Consider the following 22,158-nt stretch of genomic DNA (forward strand, 5'->3'; position numbering starts at 1 on the left):
TCACCCCGGCGGGAAACCTGTTCGACCCACGCGTTCCATGATCGGTTGAGATACGGCTTCTCAAGGGCCGTGTGCACGGAAGTGGTGTTTCCGCCGGGTGGGGCAACTGTCGGGACAGCCCCACGCGGACGCGCATATCCACAGGACGTACGCGTATCGCGGGCCTACGCCCCCTGTTGCGCAGAGCGCGAACACGCAGGGGGAGGATGCCCTCCAGGTACTCAAACGAGCGATGAGTGAACACAGCGAGGAGAAGTGCTCACGCTGTGGGACCCACACAGCCGACCGGCAAGAAAGGAGGACGGGATGGGGCTCATGCTCTTCCCCGGAGACGGCGACGTGACCAGCCCGGACATCTCCTGGTCCTACACCGGCTTCAACATGTTCAGGGAGTGGCTGGCCCAGGCCGAGGGATTCACCCTCGCCGAGATGAACGGCTTCGGCGGAGACCGCCCGTGGATCAGCGTCTCCAGCACGCTGGCACCGCTACTCGACCATCCAGACGACGACGGCGACCTCACGCCTGCTCAATGCGCGGTAATGCTGCCCCGGCTGGAAGCACTCATGGACCAGCGGCGGCACGATGGCAGCGATCCCATTCGCCAACGACGCATCGATGACACCCGCCAGCTGATCACTGTCATGAAGTTCTGCGTGGACAAGGACGTCGAGCTCATCTTCGGCTGACCACCGGACCGCAGAGCTGTCCCCGTCTGGGGTGACCAGCATCTGCACTGCCCGGCCCGTGCACCGAAACCCTCAACACCCGGTCCAGGACGGCCACTTGGATCAAGGAATCGCCGACCCACGGCCCACTGCGACGTCGGCAAAACGACCAGGCGTCTCGAGAGCATCACCGAACGCGACCGGCTCAGAGGCTAGAGATCAACCTCTAGGGTCACGGTATGACCAGAACGATCATATGGCTTCTTGCGTGCGCCGGGTTCGGTGTGACCTTGTGGCTGCTGACCAGCGCACCCGACATCAGCTCGGGCTATCCCCGCTCCGAGTGCCACGCCGTCCTCGGTAATGAATGGACCCCCAACTACGGGTCGATGGAGGAGGGGGTGGCCGCGACGTGTATCTCCTACCAGACACGACGCCTGGGGTGGGCGGTGTTGGTGTCGGTGCCGACGGTGGTGCTGGCGGCGGCGGGAATGCGCAGGCAAGGATCCTGAGCCCTTAAGATCCTGCAACCTTAAAGAACTTCCCAATGACGATGTCAAGTTGCCGTCGTGACGGTTGGTAGGACCTGGTAGCACTCTCCGTCGCGGATCATGGCCCACAAGACGTTGGCTCGTCGGCGGGCCAGGGCGAGCAGGGCCTGCTTGTGTCCCTTGCCCTCGTTCCGCTTGCGTCCGTAGTAGGCCTGGGAGGCGGCACAGGTTCTGAGACTGGCCATTGCGGAGAGGTAGAAGGCCCGGAGCAGGCCGCGGTGGTAGCGGCGCGGGCGGCGCATGTTGCCGCTGACACGACCGGAATCCCGCGGCACGGGTGAGAGGCCGGCGAAGGACGCCAGGCGATCTGCTGTGCCGAAGGCCTCAAGGTCGCCACCGGTGGCGGCGATGAACTCGGCGCCCAGGAGGGTGCCCATGCCGGGCAGGCTCCGGATCACCGTTGCGTGTCGGTGGTTGTTGAACCGGGCTTCGATGAGCGCGTCGAGTTCGGCGATCTCCTCGTCGAGGGCCAGCACGCCCTTGGCGATGCGGGCGACCATGGCGGCCGCGAGGGTCTCTCCCGGCAGTGCGGTGTGCTGGGCCCTGGCCGCCTCGACAGCTGTTTCGGCGAGCGCGGCGGCGTTCTTCACCTTGCGGTTCTTCAGCCAGGTTCCGATGCGCCTGGCCCCGCTGCGGCGGATCGCGGCGGACGTCTGGTAGCCGGTCAGCAGCATGACCGGACCCTTCTTGCTCAGGTTCAGTGCCCGCTCCAACGCAGGGAAAAACTCCAGCAGTTGGGCCCGTAGCCGGTTGGTCTGGCGGGTGCGGTCGTTGACCAGATCGAGGTGGCGTGCGGTGAGGGTGCGCAGGTCGACGGCTATCTCATCCCCGGGCCGCAGGAGACCGAGGTCCTGGCGCATGCGTGCCTGGTCGGCGATGACGAACGCGTCCTTCTCGTCCGTCTTGCCCTGGCCGCGGTAGGCGGCCGACGCCTGGTGCACGGCCAGGCCGGTGATGTAGACCATCGGCTGCTCGCGGCTGAGCAGAAGGCCGATGAGCAGGGCGGCACCACCGTGGTTGATATCCACCGCCCACAGGGCGTCCTCGCAGAGCGCGAGTACGTCTTTGATCAGCTCCAGCAGGGCAGGTTCGTCGTTGAAGACCCGGCGTGAGAGGAGGCGTTCGCCGCGTTCGTCGACCACCACGCAGTGGTGGTGTTCCTTGCCGATGTCTACTCCGGCCCAGATCTGGGGCACGGGTCACCTCCGCCAGCTCGTCGTCACATCGATCCCGCAGACGACCTCGCCGACGTTGTCCTACACAGCGATCGAGTCGCGTATCCCAATTAGCGGTCGAGTCGTCGCGGGGCTCCGGGCGGCCAAGTTCTTTGAGCCATCGAACGGCGACAAGCTCACAGCCATACCCAGAACCCCTGGGTCCGCCGATCTTACGAATGACCAGCTCTGACCCACACTTGGAAGGTAGGACAAGCTCAGGCCCGGTTGAGTGGCCGAACGGACCTGACGCAGCGCACCCACCCCGTAACTTCTGTAGCTCCAACCTCATTGTGCACAGCGGAACTTGGACGATGCTCAGCTCGGGCGCAGTGCCCAGGGCTACGGGGAGGAGACCGCGCATGGCCTGGGACGAGTGGGAACAGCTCAAGGCTGCGGCGGCCGAACGCCAGACCGCGCACATGCAGATCAACCAGGTCGAGCCGTCAGGCGCCAGTGCGACCAGCAGTGTGACCGGCGGCCTGAAGTCGACGAAGAAGGCGTGGGTCGCCGCTGGTGAGGGCGTCCACTCCCAGCGTGAAGCACTCGACAAGGCCCTGGCTCAGGTATCGGACGGCCAGAAGGGCCTCGGTGGGAACACGGGGTGCCTCACCGCCGCCGCGCAACGCGAGGTGTACGGCTCCTGGAAGCGGTACGCGCACAGCCTCGGAAAGAAATGCGACGGTCTGCAGCAGATCCTGGAGAAGACCGGTCACGATCTGCTGATCACCGACGCGTCCGTCAAGGCCGAACTCGACAAGCTGAGCACCGAGTTCAAGGACACGACCGCCGTCGGCGGGCGCACGGGCGGCCGGTGACTCTTCACCATGGACTACACGACCCTCAAGGCTCTGAAACCATCCGAGTACGCCGACGCCGCAGACGGTTACCGCGCTCTGAGCGACAGAGCCAGCGCTTCTAAGGACGACATCGACAACCGCGTGGCCGCGGGTATGCGCAAGGTGCTCAAGGGCGAGGCCGCGAGCGCCGCCATCAGACAGCTCACGGAACTTTCCAAGAACTTCCACTACGTCCAGATCGAGTGCGGCCTGATCAGTACGGCCCTCAACGGTTTCTCCTACGACCTGGAGTCCGCCAGGACGAAGCTGGATGCTGCGGTTGCCGACGCCCAGGCGGAGAAGTTGACCGTCAACCCCGACGGATCGGTCAGCTACCCGCCCGGCGGAAAGGAGACGGACGGCAAGTTGCCGCCCGGCGGAACCGTCTCGGGCGTGACGGACAGCACCGCCCAGGGCCTCAATCGTCAGGCCGCCAACTTCGACCCCAACCCGAACTACCAGCGCGCGCAGGAGTATGCGGACCGAATCGCTGCCGCCCTCAAGGAGGCCACCGAGGCCGACGCGAAGTGGGAGCCGAAGCTGCGGGCGCTGAAGGCTGACGACGACCTTACGGTCTCCGACCGCGACTGGGCCGACGCCAAGTCGGACATGACCGGCGTCTCCAAGGCGGCCGACCACTACCTCGACAGCTTCAAGGGCCCGCCCAGAGACGGCGACGCCGAGGACAACGCGCAGTGGTGGAGGGACCTCACCTCTGAGCAGCGTGCCGACTACCTCGCTCTCCGGCCCAAGGTCGTGGGCGCACTGGACGGATTGCCTGCCGAAGTACGCGACGAGGCGAACCGTGCGGTGTTCGAAGAGACTCGAGCGAAGTACCAGATGGAGCTCGACTCCATCCCGGCTAAGCCGGCAAACAAGTACACGATGGTCAACACCATCAACGGTCCGGTCCGGGTCTACTCAGACGAATGGATGGCGTGGAACGCGAAGTACGCGGAACAGAAGGCGTCTCTCAACAAGACGCTCACCGGCATGCGTCACGTCCAGGAACGCTTCGATCGCACCGGTCAGGGTGGCCTTCCGGAGGCGTACCTCCTGGGATTCGACCCCGTGGGGATGGGAGATGGCCGCGTCATCGTCGCGACCGGCAACCCGGACACGGCAGACCACACTGCCGTCTACGTACCCGGCACCTACGCGGGCATCGAGAAGATCGGAGAGGGGGACGATCACGGCGATCTCGGGCGCAGCGAGACGCTCTGGGCCCGAAGCCAGCAGATGGCACCGGACAAGAACATCTCGACCATCACGTGGTTGGACTACAACGCGCCTGACAGCGTCGTGCCCGAAGCCACACGTGGCCAGTACGCGGGGGAGGGAGGCCCGAGCCTGCGCCAGTTCATGGACGGGAACGCGGCGGCCCACCAAGAGGCGACCGGCAGCACTGGTCACACCACTCTCATCGGCCACAGTTACGGAAGTACGGTGGTGGGCGCCGCTGCGCAGTCCGGAAGCTGGAGGGACGGAGTCATGCCCGTCGATGACCTCCTCGTCGCTGGCAGTCCCGGCGTACAGGCCGACCACGCCGCCGACTTGGGCATCGATCCTCGTCACTTCTGGGCCATGGGCGGACCGGGCGACGACCAAGTGGTCCGGCAGGGCGGACGGCTCGTGGGCCTTGGCGACAACGGCGTTATCCCGACCGACGAGGCGTTCGGCGGCAACGTGATGAAGAGCGACTCGGACGGACACAGCGGCTTCTGGGACGACAACTCCCTGAGCCTCCGCAATCAAGCGGCTGTGATCACGGGCAAATACCACAGGACAGAACTTGAATAGAAGAATTCTGGCGATCGCGTACTTCCTGGCGGCATGCGTAGTGATGGCAGGGTGCTCGGACAAGAGTGGGGACTCGGTGGAAGCGCGAGACAGCAAGAAGGTCAAGTCGCAGACGGAACAGACATCCAGCCGGGTCCTGGAGATCATCGATCTGAAGGGCAAGGTGACCGACACCGGTGCGACGACCACCCGTTGCTCCGACTACTCGGATGACGAGGAGGTCTACCGGGCCCAGCACCCCTGGAGCATCTACGACGTGACAGTCGAGGACATGAAGCAAGCCATGGACCGACTGCGTCAGCGCCTCCCCGAGCAGGGGTGGAAGATCGTCAAGGACGGCACGGACGACAGCCAGGCGAAGAGCCCGCAGATCGTCGCCGACACCAAGGACGGCGACTTCTCGGTTGACATCAGGCTGCAGGACGAAAGCAAGTACGGCGATGATCCGTCACTGCTTGAGGTCACGGTGGAGTCCGCCTGCTACCGGAGCAAGCAGTAGCCCCCCTCAGCTAAATGGCTCAGGCGCTGAACGCGCCGCCCGGAGCGACGCGTGCCCCGGACATCCGGCCTGCACGTCAAACATGCGTCATCAACCGTAAAGCACGGCAGGCCGGACGGATGTCAGTGATCCAGTACATTCGCGAAGAAGCCCAGGTCAGGATCGTCCGGGGTGCCGACGAGCAGCGCGCGGTCGAGCAGGATGTTGTTGTGCTCGCAGCTCGTCTCGGGGAGCATCGCGCAGGCATGGCACGCGGCGAGGTTCGCCCCCCCGGCACCGGAGGCCCGCGTCTCGATGCACAGCGGGTCGGCGGAACACCAGGTGGCGCGCCGCAGTGCCGAGCGGAGCGCCTCGGCGAGGCGGTCGGGCTCGCCCTGGGCCACCACTCCGCCGAGGCTGCCGGCAGAGTCGCTGGTCGCTGTGTAGACGAGGAAACCGGCCATGGTGGCGTCCGTGTACAGGCGCTCGCGCAGTGCCGATGCCGGATAACCGGCGTCCAGACTCCACTCGTTGATCAGCACGTGCGCGAGAGTGTGCAGCAGCACCATGCGCGGCGAGGCGGGAGAGGGCGGCACCTCGTCAGTGTCGGTGGCCCGTTCCCGCAGCATGCGGTCGTGGTTGGTCCGCATGCGCTCGACGCGGGCGGCCACCGCGACCGACTCGGCCCACGCGTCCAGCCGGTTCTCGTCGAGGTGCACGAAGACACCCTCGCCATGCACCTCCATCGCCGGGAGCCAATCCGTCGGCGTCAGGGACAGGGCGGCCTCGTGGCCCTCGGAGCTCGACTCCGGGTCCGCGATGCGGGTGAACGCCTTGAGCGCCCGCACCTCGCGCAGGCGCTTGACCAGCATCGGCCTGCCGACGCCGAACGTAGTGAGGATCGCGGGGTCCGAGACAGGTGGCTCGCAGATGAACTGCTCCTCGCGCCCCTTGTCCCGCAGCGCGTTGCCCGAGCAGAGACGCTCGTACTCCTGGCGGCGCAACGCCTGGTAGCGACTCACCGCACCGGAGTCCGCGTCGCCCTCCGGCGCGGGGTCCTCCTCCTGCTCAGCCTCCAGCAGATCCATGACGGCGTCGACCGAGACCGAATCGTCGCCCTGGAACGCTCCCATGAGATAGATCTCGATCTTCTCGCGGGACGCGAGCGAACGCATGTTCTCCCAGTGACTCGCCAGTTTGGCCGCGAGACCGTCGCTCCACGGAGGGATGGAGAGGGCGGACTTCAGTACCGGCTGCCAGACCACCGAGGAACCGCGCTGCAGCGTACGTGGCGATTGCTTGCAGGACTCGGCGGGTGCGCCCTCGAGCCACGGGCGCCTGCCCTCGCATCGCACCCCGAGATCGGTCAGCGCCGAGCGGCGGAAGGCGCCCTCCATGGACACTTCCGGCACACCACAGGTGCACGAGATGAGGATGGAGCGCAGGGAGGCGCTCTGACCGGAGAACCGCATGCTCATCTGCCCGCCGCAGTGCCCGGTCGCGTTCTCGTCGCGGTTCTTGCGGTGCAGCCACTTCCAATAGGGGAAGTCGTCCAGGTGCCCGTCCTCGCAGGCCATGATGAATCGGGACGGCACGAGCGGCTCGTCGTCGCAGTCCGTGCAGACGTTCTTGCCGGCCGGCGGGTTGAAGCCCCGTACATGTTGCAGGGACTGGCATTTCGGGCACGAGTGCCACAGCGGGAAGCGGCGGACGCGGACTCCGTCCTTGCTGGTGTCCTCGGAGGCCGGGGGCAGCCGGAAGTGGCTCACGCCCAGGACTCGGGCGAGACGGTGTTCGTGGATGACAGGTGCCTCGGCGAGGGACCAGCTCTCGTGGGCCGCGTCGATGCCGGAGACGATGAACGACTCGTTGTCGACGGCGATCAGAGATCCGACGCCGTACGTGGTGATCATCTGGGAACGACGGACCGAACCGCGACGGGGGAGTACGAGCCGGGGTGCGGCCGAGGCGCCGTCGGTGCGACGAACTCGTCGCGCGGGGGGCGGTGTCATCGGGAAGCCTCCATGAAGAGAGCGGACTCGGCGTCGACATCGCGCAGGCTCCACAGGGTGGACCAGGCGCCGGTGCCCTCGGATTCGTCGTCGAACGGCTTGAGCAGGGCTGGGGTGGGATTGCCACGATGGGGCGCGTACAGCAGTCCGCCGTGCGCGCTCGCCATCTTCTGCCACCGGTCGACGAATTCGTCGAAGGCGTCGGAGGTGGCTTGCGCCTCCGCGGGGGCGACCTCGGAGGCGCGGCTCGTCAGCAACGGCTTGATCTCGGCGTACAGGCGATCCACGTACGAGTCGATCCGCCCGGCGGCCTCGTTCTCTCGGGCCTCAGGGATGAGAATGCGCACCAGGGCCACGACCACGGCGTGCAGACCACGGTCGCGCGACCGGGCGGAGAAGGGCGTGACGGACGTTGACTCCACCTCGCGATAGAGCGCGGAATGGAAATGCAGGAAGTTCTCGTAATGCGAACGGTCGCGGGAACGGGCCGAGTTGAGCATCACGGCGATCAGGCCAGGATGGGCGCGGCCCACGCGGCTGGTTGCCTGGATGTACTCGGCTGTGGTCTGGGGTTGCCCCATCACCGCCATCAGGCCGAGGCGTTGGACGTCGACGCCGACGGCGATCATGTTGGTGGCCAGGAGGACGTCCCGGACGTCGGGATCCGGGTAGCGCTTCTCGATCTCCTTGAGCCGGGCGGGGATCAGGCTCGCGTCGACCCGGCTCGTCAGCTCCGAGTAGCGGTTGGAGGAGCGCACTTCGGTGCCGTCCCGCTCGGCGAGCAGCCGCAGGTAGTCCTCGACGTCGTCGTTCACCTGAAGCTCGGCGGCCGACAGCAGGCGGAGGCTGTTGAAGTAGCCGACCAACGTCCAGTACGCGTCCCGGACCTCCTCGCTCGTCTCCGCGCACATGGCCTGGTGGAGCAGTGCCGCGTACGTGCGGATGAGAAGGGTCGACTGGCTGGTGCCAGGGGCGAGCAGGCCTACGTAGCGGCGACTGGCCTTGGTCCTGCGGTCGGTCTCCACGGCGAACCAGGAGTCCCGGGCGTCCAGACCGGCCGGAGGGAACTGGCGTACGTCCCGGTCGAAGAGATTGCGTCCCTGGTCGGCCGCGCGGCGGATGGTCGCCGTGGAGGCGATCACCTTCGGCTCCTGGGCGAGCGCGTCGACAGCCGTTTCGTACAGGCCAGTCAGCGTGCCCAACGGGCCCGAGATCAGGTGGAGTTCGTCCTGGACGATCAGCTCGGGGGGAGGCGTCTCGTCATCGAGGCGGTCCCGGTTGAACAGTGAGGCGGTCTCCTCACGCCACGGCATGGAGGCGAACTTGTCGACCGTGGCGATGACGAGGGTCGGACGGGTCTTGTAGATGGTCTGATCCACCAGGTGTACCGGCAGGCCGGAGGCGAAATCGCAGTCAGGGCCGGGGCAGCGCACGTCCATGCGGACCTCGTCCTCGTCCACCGAGTAGTTGTGGGCGTCCAGTGCCGTGCCGCACCAGGGGCAGGCGTGGAGCTGCACCGGGTTCTCCGTCTGCAGGCTCTGTCCTCCGCGCAGCTTGAGCAGCTTCTCGGCGGCCGTCTCCAGATAGTTCGGTGTGGCCGACTTGCCGACCCACATGCCGATCGAGATGCCCTCGTGGCCCAGGCGGTCGGGGGCGGCCCGGCGCATCGACTCCATCGCGCAGATGAGGATCGTCGCGCGTTCGAACTGCTGGAGGGTGAGCAGTCGCAGTGTGTATCGCATGAGAACGGTGACGCCTCCGCCATCGGCCCCGCGGCGCAGCCGGCGCAGGAATGTGGTGAACGCGATCAGACCGAGGTAGGCCTCGGTCTTGCCACCGCCGGTGGGAAACCAGAGCAGGTCCGAGACCTTGCGGTCGGGGTGGTTCGGATCGTCGATGCCGCACAGACACAGGAGCATGAACGCGATCTGGAACGGCCGCCAGCGCTCGGCCGCCAGGTCGGGCGTGCCCTTACGGCCCTTGTTCACCCAGGCGCTGCGTGCACGCTGCTCCGCCATGGCCCGGTTGGCCAGCCGGAAGGCTTCCATGACCTCCGGTTTCTCCGACAGGATCCGGATGCCCTCGCGTATTCGGTCCAGGGCCTCGCGGCAGGTGTCGAGTTGTGCGTGCGCGGCGTCCTCGTGGGGGGTTCCGGCGAGAGCGGAGGCCTCCGAGGACTTGGCCTCGATCCACTGCTCGTAGCCGTGGGCCAGCCCGTGCAAGGCGGCGAGTACCTCGGCGTCTGGGCGCTCGGCGAGGCCGAGCATGCCGAGCGCCGAGTTGTCGATCTCCGGGTTGGAGTCGGTCAGCAGCACCTCGTGCGTGGGGAGGAACTCGGAGCGGATCTCGCTGATCGCGGCAGGCTCTATCTCGGTCAGACCGACCGATGGCGGCGTCCAGTCCCAGTCGGCGGAGCAGCCGTGTCCCACTGCGAAAGTGGGGGCATGGCGGTACAGCAAGCGACTCGCGGCGAGCTCGGAGTCGACAGCGGACAGAGCGGCAGGGCGTTCGACGAAGGCGGACGCGCCGTTGGCCGCCCGGACCCGGAGGTTGGGCTGGAACAGGGCGAACGCGTCCTGGAGTTCCCGTTCGCCCACGACGTGCGTGTTGATCAGCGTGACCGTGACGGTGACAGTCCCGGAAGACACTTCGGCTTGTCGTACGAGGACGTGCAGTTGCACGCCATCGGCGAGGACGGGAGCCGGGTGGAGAACGCCGGGTCGCATGACATCGACCGAGGTGTCCGGCAGGTCCAGCTCCCGGCGTCGCCAATGCTCGCGCTGGCCACCCGTGGTCCTGGCCTCCGCTCGTCGGGCGGACACCGGCCGACCATCGGCGTCCACAGGCTCGTACACGGCGGCTCGCGCGGAGATCACGATCTCGGAGCTGATCCCGGGCGCCACGGCGAAGGTGAGGCCCATGGCCGACGGGCGGCGGTCACCGGGCACCGGCGGCTCGAAGGAGCCACCGGCCTCCTCTGAGCTGTCATTGCCGAGCAGTGGGGCCTCGTCCAGTCCCTTCTCCTCGGCCGCGTCCTCCGACAAACGCAGTTGGGCCTCACGGCCAGCGGCCTGGGGGAACAGCGCACCGATCAGGTAGCGAGTGATCGGTGCGTCCTGGGTGAGGACCTCGACCGGGTCGTCGCCTGCCTCGACATCCGGTCCGAGAAGCTCGCGGCGCAGCCGGGCGACCAGTTCCTCACGGACCTGGTAGTGCTCGGCGTGCGGATTTTTCCCGTGCGTCATTCTCGTTCCTCCCCAGCGCGTTCGCCGCGCCGATACCTTCCGATTCCGGTGATCCGAGGGGCGATCCACACCCCGTTGCCGCCGAGTCCTGCGTTGGCCCCTGCTGCAGTGCTGCCCGCTACCGTCTCGAGCGTGTCCACCCGCAGGTCGACGATCTCGGCGGGCCAGGCGACCTTCCACGAGCGCGAGATCATCTCGACGGCGTACAGGTCTCGACGGAAGCGCTCGGAGGCCTCGCCGACGATTCGGTCGCGGTGGATCACGTCGTACGGCGGGCTCTGGTCCGGCCCCATGGGGAGCGGATGACGCCTCCGAAGTGCCATCGCGTCACCCGGACGAACGTGTTCCAGAAGGTAGGTCTGCATCTCGACCGCGGACGTGTCCACGTCGTGCGAGCCGGGAGGGTTCTCACGGTGGACGTCTCCGGGCATGGCTTGGACGCCGAAGCGGGCGTACTTCTTCCAACCACCCAGGTACCAGCGTCCGGTGGGGCGATGGCGCCGAATGCGGGAGGTGTCCGGGCCGGTCACGTGGTACAGGTCCTCGCGGGCCCGCGTCATGGCCACGTAGAGAGCCCGCGCCTCGGCCGGCACATCGAGATCCTCGTGCGCCTTCTGCAGTTCCGCGATGGAGGGGGGCGAGAGCAGCAACACCCGGTCGTACTCCCGGCCCTTGGCCCGATGCACGGTCGAGACGATCAACCGAGTTGTCTCCGGATCACCCAGCTCATCGGGGAAACGTCCCTCGGCCACCAGACGCCCCACGGCGGCGACGTCGACGAGACCGCGGCCGGTGCGCCGGGTCGCGGCACGCAACGACCGCCAGCACCGCTGGGGCTCCACACCCGAAGGCAGCGGGATCTCCCCGAGCAGCTCCAGGAAGCGCGCCTCGGTGAGCGTCAACGACTCGGCGCGGCGCAGCAGTTCGGCGACCCAGTGCGGCACGGGCCGGTCCTGCAGTGAACGCTTCAGCGCGTGCTCCACCCCGTGCTCGTGCAGGAGTTCCGAGACCGCAAGCGCCTGGCGGTTGTCCCGGGTCAGGATCGCGCAGGTGTCGGGGAACGACTTCAACGCGTCCAGCGCGAACTCGTCGGTCAGTTCGCCGAGGCTCGGCAGGTCGAGAAGCCGGTCGCGCAGATCAGTGTGGAGCGTCGCGGCCGTGGCCGCCTGGCCGCCGAGGGAGACGGCCAGGTTCTGCAGACGGGAGCCGAGGGCGAGGGCGGTGCGGGCCTCAATGCTCTTCGCCCGGAAGTTCTCCGTCAGGCTGAGTTCGACGAGGTCGTCGTAGGACGTTCGCAACCAGGCGAAGAACCGATCCGTCTCCCCGGCTCTCTCCGTCGGGTCGTCGATCTGGAAGCCGTAGATGCCCTGCGCGGAGTCGCCGACCACGGTGAATCCGCACGAACGCTGGAAGCGGTCGAGCAGTGTCTCCACCAGGTCCCGGCGGTCGCCCACCAGATCCTGTGCCTCGTCGATGACCACGTGCGAGGGAGCCCCGAGCTCACCGGCCTCCACCGCGCCCTTCTCGATGGCGTCCGTGGCCGCGCGGATGCGCTCGTCGAAGCTCTGGGCCGCCCATTCCTCGTCGGGGTAGGCCTGCACGAGCAGCTGGTACGCCCACGAATCGAAGGTCTGGACGCGCACCCTGCGAGCTCGGTCGCCATGTCGGGCGATCCGGTCCCGCAGCTCACGGACTGCGGCACGGGAGAAACTCAGGACGAGGATCTCGCCCGCCTCCATCGCCTCCTCCGGATCTTCGTGCCCCACCAGGGCGTCGAGACGTCGTACGACCGTGTGCGTCTTGCCGGAACCAGCCCCTGCGGTGACCAGGAGGCGGGTGTCCCAGGGGAGATCGACGACGGCCCGCTGCTCGTCGGTGAGCGGAGGGCTGTCACCGTAGGAGTCGATCACTTGCTGCTCCACAGGTGCTCGAACTGGGTAAAGGCGAGGGCGGTGTCGAAGTTCTCGATGTTGTCGCGGACGTTGAGGATCAGGCAGGTCTCCTTGCCTCCGTTGAGGGGGCCGCGCAGGCCGCGCCCGATCATCTGCTGGTACACGTTGGGGCTGTACACCGGGCGGGCGACGACGACGGCTCGGGTGGCGGGTGCGTCGAAGCCCTGGGTGAGGACGCCGTAGTTGGTGAGGACACGGGTACGGCCCGAACGGAAGTCGTCGATGCGTCGGCGACGGTCGCTGGCCGACGTGGTGGAGTCGACAGCGGATGCCGTGATGTTCAGGTCGCGCAGCTTCGCCGCCAGGTACTTGGCGTGGTCGACCGACGTGGCGAACACCAGCACCGGCCAGTCCTCCGGCATGTCCGAGATCTCGGACAGGATTCGGGTGTTGCGGTCGTGATCGTCGGCCAGACGCTGCTCGGCCGCCCTGGACAGGATGCTCAACTGCTCGGCGCGCTGCTTCTCCTCATGGGTCAGGGTGATCGTGCCACCTTGGAGGAGGCGGTGCTCGACCTGTGCCAGCATGCCGAGTTCCTGCAGCTCGGCGTACGCGTCGCCGCCCGCGAAGACGCCGTCGTCCAGACGCCGGGCACCGAAGCGATTGATCAGGCGGCGCGTCTCGTCCTGGTTGGTGTTGCGGAACGGCGTCGCGGTGAGTCCCAGAAGATGACGGTCGGTGCGGGAGGCCGTCAGGCCCAGGTGGGTCAAGATCTCGGTGTAGCGAGGCGTGATGGCGGTGTGCGCCTCGTCGACAATGACAAGAGCGGGGGCACGCAGCCAGGAGTAGGTGTCGGCAGCGAGACAGTTCGGCTGCTGGAGCTTGGCGTCCGTGGCGACGACCAGCTGCGGTCGGTCCGTGACCGGGCCTGCCTCGTTCGTCGACCACAGCCGATTGATCGCCAGCGGTGTCTCGGCGCCCACCTTCTCCCAGACGAACTTCCAGCTCTGGACGGCCTGTTCGCACAACTCCTCGGTCTGCGCGATCCACAGGATCGGCCCGTCGAGTTGCCCCACCTGCTTCACCCAGCGGATCACCGCCTCGGCCGTGACACGCGTCTTGCCCGCGCCGGTCGGCAGGGACAGCATCCCGCGCTGCGGGACGATCCGGTCCAGCAAGGTGAAGACGTTGGCGGCCAGCCGCTCCTGGTAGTCGTGCAGACGCGGGAAGTGCCGCGGCCCGTCCACGTCGATCCGCGATTCCAACGACGGCGCCCGGAACCCGGCGAACACGTCCGGGAAGCGGAGGTCCGCCACGAACGCCACCGCCGTGGAGGCGCCCGTGAACGACGACGGGGCGTGGCTCGGGTAGAGACTCTGCAGGTCACGGGCGTGGACCTGGAGGACGCTGTCCCCGTGTGCGTTGAACGCCATCTGCGCGATGCGATAGCTGTCGGGCTCGCGTCCGCCGTTCTCCGCGCGTTCACCGTCCATCAGACCGGCCGGCAGCCGTTCCCGCAGGGTGTCGGCACCCAGCAGCAGGAGGAGCTTGGTCACCACGTCGTCGGCCTCTCGTACGGCCTTCAACGCGTTCTTGACCTTCTGGTCCTCCTCCTGACGCTGCTGCGCGTCCAGGACCTGCCGGCAACCGGACTCTCCCATCCGCCAATGGAGTTCACGGTCGACGGCCACCAGGGCCTCGAGCGGGGTGGCAGGCTCGAGCACGAGGACCACAGACGCCTGCAGGCTGCTGTTGAGTGTGCGGGGACGCATGCCGTTGGGCGTGCGCGTCACCTCCTCGAGAACCTTGCACCGCTGCAGCACGTACTGGTCCACCTGCGAGCCGCGCAGCTGTCGCAGCGTGGGGTACGCCTCCTTGAGCGGGACCGACTCACCGGCCGGCTCGTACCGGGTCTCGCGGCTGATCACATCGGCGTACGGCAGCATCCCCCACTGCTTGACGAGCAGCGCGGCGTCATCGGCCGACGCGGTCAGCAGGGCGGGCAGACCCTCGGAGCGCAACACCCGATACTCCTCATGGGAGGAGGCGACAGCGATTTCGCCGTCGGGTCGTGTGCCCCACTCCTCGCCGATGCGACACCGGGTGAGCGAGTCGTCGGGGAAGGGCACCTCCAGGCGGGTCAGAAGCACGTACGTGTTGCCGACGAACACGTCGTCCTCGCTGTGCTGGAGCTTGTCGAGGAGCCGGCCCCAGAAGGAGTCGGGCACGTCCTCGACGCTCGTGGCGAGGCGAAGCTTGCGGGCCTTCTCGGCGCTGATCTGTGCGACCGGCAATACGTCGCTGTACGCGGCGAGTTGAGGGCCGACCGCCTCGTCGACGGGGCGGATTCCCTGTGAGGTCGGGACCAGGCCGTGCCGCTTGAGCATCCAGCGCATCGGCGAGGCCACGGCCCGACGGGTGCTGACCTGCGCCCCGACCTGCAGCGTCCAGTTGTCGATGAGGGCGTCCTCGGGCAACACCTTCAGGAAGTTGGCCCGCGCCTCGTTCGAGAGTTCGGGCAGCAGGTGCAAAGGCCCGCCGACCGCGGCACCCTCCAACTTGATCCGGGCGAGCGTCGGGCGGGAGGCCTGGTCGGGGAGGGTCGCGCAGTACTCCTTGTGCGCGACCTCGCGGTACTGCTCGAACCACGGCTCTTCCTCGGGGCGGTGTCCTCCCGTGGGCCGGTCACGCAGCCTCACCTCGCGGAAGAAGGCCATGTCGTCGGAGTGGAAGCGGGTGTCGACGGTGATGGAAGGGTCCGATTCCGGTGTCACGACCGGACCGGGCAGCAGGCAGTTCCGCATCGGTCGGAAGCGCCCGTCCGAGGTGCGCACGTACAGCGTCGACAGCGGGTCGGTCACCCGCCGGACAACCTCGTGCGAGAGGTGGCTGCTTCCGGCCTGGTGGAACAACTCCCAGAACCGGGTCCACTCCTGCGGGCTGTACGAGGCGAAGCCCTGCTCCAGGATGCTGACGAAGCGCCCCCGGACGTCGGCATCACGAATGCCGAGCACGGTGAGGGCGCTTGCGAGCGACTCGTCGTCGGACAGAGCGGTGTCGACGTAGACGAGGGACTCGCGCAGCCCGTCCTGCTCGGTGCGGCGGAACACCTTGCCGACGACCGGGGCCACCATGCCGTGCTCCTCGGTCAGCACGATCCGCGCGGTGCGGGCCTCGTCCGCGTGCGGTGAGGACGACTGAACCATGTCGGCGACGATGCGGACGGCGGTGGAGGATGCCTCGACACTGCCGTCGGCGACCAGGGCCTCCAACCACTCCCGCACCGAGGCGCGTTCACGCTTGGCGGCCTTGGGGATGTGCTCCACCTTGCCGGCTCGGAGGTCAGTGGCCTCCACGGACGGGTGCAGCCAGTTCGTAGGCCGTCCGGGATACGAGTTCCACAGGGTCAGCCAGCGGACCACCGACTTGTTGTCCTTGCCGAGCGAGGGGTGGATGTTCAAGTCACGTGGCACCCGCAGCCGGCCGTCCTGGTCCGGCAACGACGGACGATGGGCGGTGGCCTCCCAGATCTGTTCGGTGAGGTAGCGGTCCGCCCAACTGACGGTCTCCGACTCACGAGTTCGTCCGGGAAGGAGCGGAAGGTACGCGGCCGGGTCTTCGGCGGGGGCCAGCTTGGGCAGCGACTCGACCACCAGTCGGGCGGCGATCCGGATCATCTCCTGGTTGAACGGTGAGGAGTCCAGAAGGTTCTGCCGGTCCTCGTTGGTCTTCCAGGCGCCGTTGAGGATCCCGCTCAGCGTCATCTCGTACTTGGTCGGGAAGAACGACCAGAACCTTCCCCGCCCCTTCGGGGAGGACATGAGCCCGGCGTTGTCCTTCTCGTACTCGCGCACGGCCCACGAGATGTCGAGGGCGACACGGTCGTGCAGTTCGCCTGCGCTGGAGCGGGCGACGGCGGTCGGCTCGTGGGTGAGCGTGAACACGTGCCATCGGTTGGCCGAGGGATGCCGGCCGGGGCGCTCCTCACGTACGGTGTGCAGCTCTTGGTCACGTTCGACTGTGAGGGTCCGTCGAACGACGGGGCGCGGACGACGGTCCTCCAGGATCACCTTGGCCACGTGCGGCGAGAAGAGCTGAAACCCTATGGGGAACTCCTCCCGGCTGCCCGCCGACTGCCCACCGTGCATGTCCTGGCCGAGCCGCTCGGCGGCGCCGTCGAGCAGCGGGAGACGCACGACGGTGGTGGCCCAGCCCAGGAGTTCGTCGAGCACGGGATCGGTGGCACGCTCGGTGGCTTCGTCCAACGGGCGGGCCATGCGCAACACCGGAGCCTCGAACTTCTCACCGAGGCGGGCCGTGACCTCGGGAACGGAACGGATCTGCGCGTATGCCCAGTCACGATCGAAGCCGAAGGAGCCGGTACGGCTGAAGAATTGTGGGGCATCGGTCACGACGAGCACGGATTTCACGCCGACCCCGAAACGTCCGATCTGGCCGCCGCGTTTCCGCGACATACTCATCCGGAGAATCGTCTCGGCGCCTTCAGGGGTGACGGGTGTTCCCTCGTTCGCGCAGTAAAGATAGGTATCTGTGAGAACGACGTGGGCGGAACCGCCGGGCTCAGCGGCGATTTCGTCCGCGGCGTTCTGGACGAGCTCGAAGAGCTGCCGGTCACCGTATCCACCCTGGGTAATCCGTCTTTCTCCGTTCGCATGCTCCGGAATGAGTCCTGGATCGACGGCGTACGTCTTGAGAACGCGGGCGGACTGATCGACGACGGTCTTGAGCACGGGGGTCAGTTCGGGAGACACAGAACTCCGATCCTGGAGCGATGACTTGGTGGGAAGACGGGATGAGTACTGCTCCGCCAACCGTCGGCTGACTGATGTCGAGTCAGGTGGCGTGACATACGCGGGCGATGACACGGACGCGGGTGTGGTGACGGTGGTTCCGAAGGGTGCAGCGTGTCCCTGTAGAGGCTGGAATCAAGTCCCGTTGAGGGCATGACAATGGCCAGGACCGTGTGTGTCTTCGCGGGAACGAACCCGATAAGTCTTGCTTCAACTCGGCCTACGCTTTCCTGTCGGCGTGCCAGCGAGAACTGCGCCTGAGGAGCTGGGAAACGGAATGCAGGCATGCGGAAAATGCCTGCACGCAGTTGTGTGTACCGTCGGGATTGAGCAAGAAAAAGGAGACGGCAAACTTCTACCAAGGTGTCGGAGAATTACTTCATCCGAGGCGTGTGGGGCCGTTGAAAATGACGCTACCTGGCCGTGGTGGGGATGCGCAAGGGGATTCGAAGGGGTATTCGCGATTCATCGGACTGGACGGCAAAGCGGGACACTTCGGGAGAAGGGGGGTGGATCGCTCCGCGCGATGAACTTCTAGAGGCTGGATGTCTGTCAAAGGTCGTTTGACAGGGTGCGCGCTGTCAAAGGCGGGAGTATCGTGGACTCTCTGTCCGACGCAAGTGGCGCACGATCCGAGAGCAGGTGACCGTGGAAGCAGGCGAGGACTTCGGTCCATGGCTGGCGCGGCAGTTGAAGCTCGCCGACATGACGCAGACCGAGCTGGCCCAGGCCGTGGATGTGACACGCGCGGCCGTCTCGGCGTGGATCACCGGACGGGCCGCTCCGCGTCCCGAGACGATCGAACGTATCGCTCAGGCCTTGAATACCGACCTGGCTACGGTGCACACCCGCACCACTGACACTCAGGCCGGCCTTCCCATCGGCTGGTACCACCGACACGGACATGCGGACGGCGGCCGGGAGTTGGGCAACGCCGCCGCGTTCGCCTTCGACGCGGACGTGTCGGTGCTGGCTCGAGAGACCTGTCAGAACAGTCTCGACGAGCGGCTCACCTCCAACGGGCGACCCGTGCGCGTGCGTTACACCCTTCACGAGCTCACCGGTGAGACGCTCGCGAGATTCCGAGAAGCCATCCTGTGGGACAAGCTCTTCCCGCACTACGAAGTGGCCGCCGCGCAGGAACAGAAGGTCGGCCGGGTCATCAACGCGGGACTACGAGACATGTACCAGTATGACCGTCTCGTGCTGCTGCGGGTGGACGACTACAACGCCGCGGGACTGACGGGCGACGACTACGGCGACGGCCGCTTTGCCGCGGTGGTGAGGCGCCAGCTCGACAGTCACAAGTCCGATAGTTCGGCGGGTGGTTCGTACGGCCTCGGCAAGGCCACCCTGTGGGCGACCAGTCGACTGGGTCTCGTCCTCATGAACTCCACACTGTCCGAACCGCACGAGGGTCGTACCGAGCGTCGCGTCATCGGACGCCTCGACCTGCCATGGCGTCAGGTCAACGGCGAGGCATGGGCAGGGCCGGCGTGGCTGGGTCGGCCTGACCCTGACTCACCCGGAGCCGCCGTGACGCGCTCATGGTGGGCGGACGAGGAAACCGTCGAATCCCTGCATCTCAAGCGTGAGAGTGGTGAGCCTGGGACATCGTTCCTGATCGTGGGGGCTCATGACGTGGCGAGCCTGGTGGACCTCAATCGCGCACCCGATGACGACGAGGGCGAGGACGACGACAGCATCCAGCGGATGCACCGCCGGCTCGTACGGGCCTTGGGCAAGAACTTCTGGGCAGCGATGACGGGCGGCGGCGACCGACTCCCGCTGCTCGAGGCTTCCGTACGCACCCTGCGCAACGGTGAGGTGATCCTTCCGGAGGAGCGCGTGGATCCCACAGTCACGCAGCCGTCCCGTACGCGCGCCCTGAAGGCGTTTCTCGACGGTACGACGGTGGAGCGGCTCACGGAGTCCGGACAGGTCGCTGCGACCACCGTGCCCCTCAATCTGCCCGCGCGGGGGAGCGGACGAGCCTCACTGGGCGAGCATCGCGCAGTGCTCCTTGTGACGGATGCCGAGGACCCGGACGGCAAACCGAATCGCGTCGTGGCGATGCGCGGCAACCGGATGACGGTGCGGGACACCGCTGTTCCCGGGTTGCCGTTGTCCGTCAACCCCTTCCAGGCTGTCCTGTTGGCCGGCGATGCCGCAGGCCCACAGGCCCCGTTCGCCACCGAGGCCGAGGAGTTCCTGCGCGCCGCCGAACCCCCGGAGCACAACAAGTGGGGGCAGACGGAGGAGTTGACGCTCACCTACTCGCCCTCGGCGTACCGGCGGATCGCGTCCCTCACGCGGGAGACCAACGTTGCGATCAAGGAGCTGGTGGTCCGGCCCAAGAAGAGGCCCAAGGCCGGGGGAGGGCGCTTGGCTCCGAAGTTGACGGTCGGCGCGGGGAAGAAGGCACGTCGGCTGTCGGCGGCGACATTGCCCGTGTTGGAGGAGTTGGACGCCCAGGTGCTCGACGGCGGAGCCTGGCAGGTGATCGGTGAGATCAGGATTCCTGCCGGCGGCCACACCTGGCGGCTCGCCCCGGTGGCCAAGTTCGATGTGCGTTCCGGCCCGCGTCCCACCATCGCGTGGGCCGAGCTGGTGGGAGTGGACAACTGCCAGGTGGTGGAAGGCACTCTGCGCTTCTCCGACGGTGTGCGCTCCGCGACGTTCCGTGGTGTGACCGATCCGGCTACGCATGCTGTCAGGACGAACTTGAGCGGTCTCGTTGTCGAACTGCGCGCCGGTGAAGGGGAGTCGCTGTCATGAAGGTGTTCCCGTACCCGCGCCTGCGCGGCACGGTCTCCTTGCGGGTGGACGCGGCGAGAGTGAAGGCACCCGAGCAGCCCCGCGAGCAGCTCGACTCCCGTGCGCGCTCCGTGGTCGAACGTGCCGTCGCGCTCGGCATGGCGGAGACACAGGGCTGGGAGACCGCCACACTGACCGTTTCGGCGACGATTCCGTCTAAGGCCATCGAGCCGGGCGGCCCGTGGTCCGATGTCGTGGTGGTCGCTGTGCTGATGGACAGGACGACCAACACCCGTGTCACAACGAGGCTCGTCCCCGAAGCGGAAGGCGGCCGTGAATGGCGTGGTGAACTGCAGGTGCTGCGCGCCGACCTCTTCGACCGCGCGACACTGACGGTTCAGGTGGTCGCGACGGTCGACGGGGTACCGGGACGGATCATCGCGGAAGCGGCTGACGACTGGATCGTCGACGCGAGGAGCGACACCCCGACACGGGAGCAGAGCTTCGACATCAAGGAAGTCGGATTCGCCAAGGGCCCCAGCTGGCTGCGGAACTTCACCGACGCTCCGTGGGTCGTGAACGCGTCGGGGACCCTACCCACTGTGCACATCAACACCGACTTCGAGGGCATGACGGACGTCCTCAGCGCCGAGGGGCGGGGTCCCGAGGGACTGGTCAACGAACTGATGGTGTCCCAGATGGCCGCCGACGTGTGGATCGCCGTGTTCCACTCGGCCATCGGCGACCTGGAGATCGAGGACGACGGCACTCCGCTGTTCCCGCATGGTTGGCAGGGTGAGGTGCTCAGGGAGATGCTTCCTGATGTCGTGCCCGACCGGACTCTTGAGGACGCCTTGCGTGAGGTCCACCGCCGTCGTGTCGGCGCGACGGGATGGACAGAGCTGCAGCCGCGTATCCAGTACGCGGCGATGCGAAGGGCCGAGGTGCCCAGAGCGCTCTCGGAGACCGTACGCGGCCTGGACAAGCTCAAGCGTGAGGACGAGGCATGACGGAGCGGCCCGACCACCTGCCCGAGTACCTGGCTCGGCTCGCCGATGAGAACGCGGCGCGGTTCATCACGGACGGGTTGTTGTCCGGGAAGGACAACGTCCCGGCGATCGCCCTCAACCAGGCTGCCGAGCCCCTGCCCGAGAGCCCTCGGACGCGACTTCGCGCGATACGGGATCTGATCGACGACGCGATGTACATCTATCGGGACGACAGGCCGACGCAGGTGGATGCCTGGCTCGCCCCACGCCTGCACGCGGTTCTTCGCCTGACGCGTGGGGAGGCCGCCGACCCCGCGCTGTGGAACTACCTGGCCCTTGGCGTTGCTCCCGACTTCGTTGTCTGGCGGCACCTTTCCGAGTCGAACAAGACTGTCAACGCCCGGTACTTCAAAGGCCCCCACTACAAGCAGGCCTTCGCCCGGCTCTGGTGGTCGGCTGAACTGTTCCGCAACGGGCCTGACTATGAACCGGTTGTCATCGCCTGCGGCAATCAGGACATGCTGAACACAGTGTTGAGGCTGGACGTTATCGACCACCGGCCAACGGCGCAGGCGTTGGCCCGGCTTTTGAAACGGGAAGTCGTGCGGACGGGCCGTGAGACGAACGCCCTGGGCAAGGTCGTCAACACAGCAGCCGCGACCCTGATGTACGACGTGATCGCACCGGATGTGGAGCGGGATGCCGGGGCTGTGCAGAGATGGATCGACGAGGGAGAAGAGGGCATCTCCGTGCACCACCGACCGCTTCCTGCCGGGCCTGCTGAGGAGCGCGCCCCCGAAGAATCGGTGGCGCGCCTGACGGACCACTTCGCGGAGCTGTTCGCGGACGCGCCCGTGCGGGGGAAGGAAGTGAGCGAGGAGGGCCCGGAGGAGGATTGATCCGA

13 protein-coding genes and 1 pseudogene are annotated in these 22,158 nt (G+C 67.0%); 9 read left to right on the top strand and 5 right to left on the bottom strand.

Going from position 1 to position 22,158, the window contains the following annotated elements:
• The first annotated feature begins 306 nt into the window (after positions 1-306).
• From ACYVO6_RS04600 to ACYVO6_RS04610, 3 genes and pseudogenes are all read left to right on the top strand, one after another.
• On the top strand, positions 307-687 hold the full coding sequence (locus ACYVO6_RS04600) for a hypothetical protein (protein WP_461057502.1): 381 nt from the start codon (positions 307-309) through the stop codon (positions 685-687).
• A gap of 39 nt (positions 688-726) precedes the next feature.
• Positions 727-882, top strand: a pseudogene (locus tag ACYVO6_RS04605) (NF041680 family putative transposase); the annotation flags it as partial.
• A gap of 23 nt (positions 883-905) precedes the next feature.
• A complete protein-coding gene (locus ACYVO6_RS04610; protein WP_461057504.1) occupies positions 906-1,178 on the top strand; it encodes a hypothetical protein in 273 nt (90 codons plus the stop codon).
• A 44-nt stretch (positions 1,179-1,222) separates the two neighbouring features.
• Here ACYVO6_RS04610 and ACYVO6_RS04615 read toward each other — a convergent pair whose 3' ends face one another.
• Complete coding sequence (locus ACYVO6_RS04615; protein WP_461057506.1) at positions 1,223-2,413, bottom strand: IS110 family RNA-guided transposase; 1,191 nt, start codon at positions 2,411-2,413, stop codon at positions 1,223-1,225.
• A gap of 380 nt (positions 2,414-2,793) precedes the next feature.
• Here ACYVO6_RS04615 and ACYVO6_RS04620 point away from each other — a divergent pair, with 380 nt between their 5' ends.
• The 3 genes from ACYVO6_RS04620 to ACYVO6_RS04630 are packed head-to-tail and all read left to right on the top strand — an operon-like array spanning position 2,794 to position 5,569.
• A complete protein-coding gene (locus ACYVO6_RS04620; protein ID WP_461057508.1) occupies positions 2,794-3,249 on the top strand; it encodes a hypothetical protein in 456 nt (151 codons plus the stop codon).
• 9 nt (positions 3,250-3,258) lie between these two features.
• Entirely contained in the window at positions 3,259-5,070 is a 1,812-nt protein-coding gene (locus ACYVO6_RS04625; RefSeq protein ID WP_461057510.1) for an alpha/beta hydrolase, read from the top strand.
• Entirely contained in the window at positions 5,063-5,569 is a 507-nt protein-coding gene (locus tag ACYVO6_RS04630) for a hypothetical protein (protein ID WP_461057512.1), read from the top strand. The genes ACYVO6_RS04625 and ACYVO6_RS04630 overlap by 8 nt, the downstream gene beginning before the upstream one ends.
• Before the next feature lie 122 nt (positions 5,570-5,691).
• On the opposite strand, the gene drmB is transcribed toward ACYVO6_RS04630, so the two are convergent.
• From drmB to ACYVO6_RS04650, 4 genes are read right to left on the bottom strand one after another with little or no spacing between them, the layout of a single operon-like run.
• The gene (drmB, locus tag ACYVO6_RS04635; RefSeq protein ID WP_461057514.1) at positions 5,692-7,560 is read right to left on the bottom strand and encodes a DrmB family protein; all 1,869 of its coding nucleotides are present in this window, start codon (positions 7,558-7,560) and stop codon (positions 5,692-5,694) included.
• Positions 7,557-10,805, bottom strand: coding sequence for a helicase-related protein (locus tag ACYVO6_RS04640; RefSeq protein ID WP_461057516.1), 3,249 nt, complete (start codon positions 10,803-10,805; stop codon positions 7,557-7,559). The genes drmB and ACYVO6_RS04640 overlap by 4 nt, the downstream gene beginning before the upstream one ends.
• On the bottom strand, positions 10,802-12,715 hold the full coding sequence (locus ACYVO6_RS04645) for a UvrD-helicase domain-containing protein (RefSeq protein WP_461057518.1): 1,914 nt from the start codon (positions 12,713-12,715) through the stop codon (positions 10,802-10,804). The genes ACYVO6_RS04640 and ACYVO6_RS04645 overlap by 4 nt, the downstream gene beginning before the upstream one ends.
• Positions 12,712-17,469, bottom strand: a complete 4,758-nt coding sequence (locus ACYVO6_RS04650) for a DEAD/DEAH box helicase (RefSeq protein ID WP_461057520.1) — start codon at positions 17,467-17,469, stop codon at positions 12,712-12,714. Before ACYVO6_RS04650 ends, ACYVO6_RS04645 begins: the two co-directional genes overlap by 4 nt.
• Positions 17,470-18,156: 687 nt before the next feature.
• On the opposite strand from ACYVO6_RS04650, the gene ACYVO6_RS04655 reads away from it, so the two are divergent.
• Genes ACYVO6_RS04655 through ACYVO6_RS04665 form a run of 3 tightly spaced genes read left to right on the top strand, consistent with a single transcriptional unit; the run spans position 18,157 to position 22,153 of the window.
• On the top strand, positions 18,157-20,286 hold the full coding sequence (locus ACYVO6_RS04655; RefSeq protein WP_461058205.1) for a helix-turn-helix transcriptional regulator: 2,130 nt from the start codon (positions 18,157-18,159) through the stop codon (positions 20,284-20,286).
• Entirely contained in the window at positions 20,283-21,275 is a 993-nt protein-coding gene (locus tag ACYVO6_RS04660; RefSeq protein WP_461057522.1) for a hypothetical protein, read from the top strand. Before ACYVO6_RS04655 ends, ACYVO6_RS04660 begins: the two co-directional genes overlap by 4 nt.
• On the top strand, positions 21,272-22,153 hold the full coding sequence (locus ACYVO6_RS04665; protein ID WP_461057524.1) for a DUF6339 family protein: 882 nt from the start codon (positions 21,272-21,274) through the stop codon (positions 22,151-22,153). Before ACYVO6_RS04660 ends, ACYVO6_RS04665 begins: the two co-directional genes overlap by 4 nt.
• Positions 22,154-22,158: the final 5 nt, after the last annotated feature.

The sequence above is a fragment of the Streptomyces pseudoechinosporeus genome (assembly GCF_054783935.1).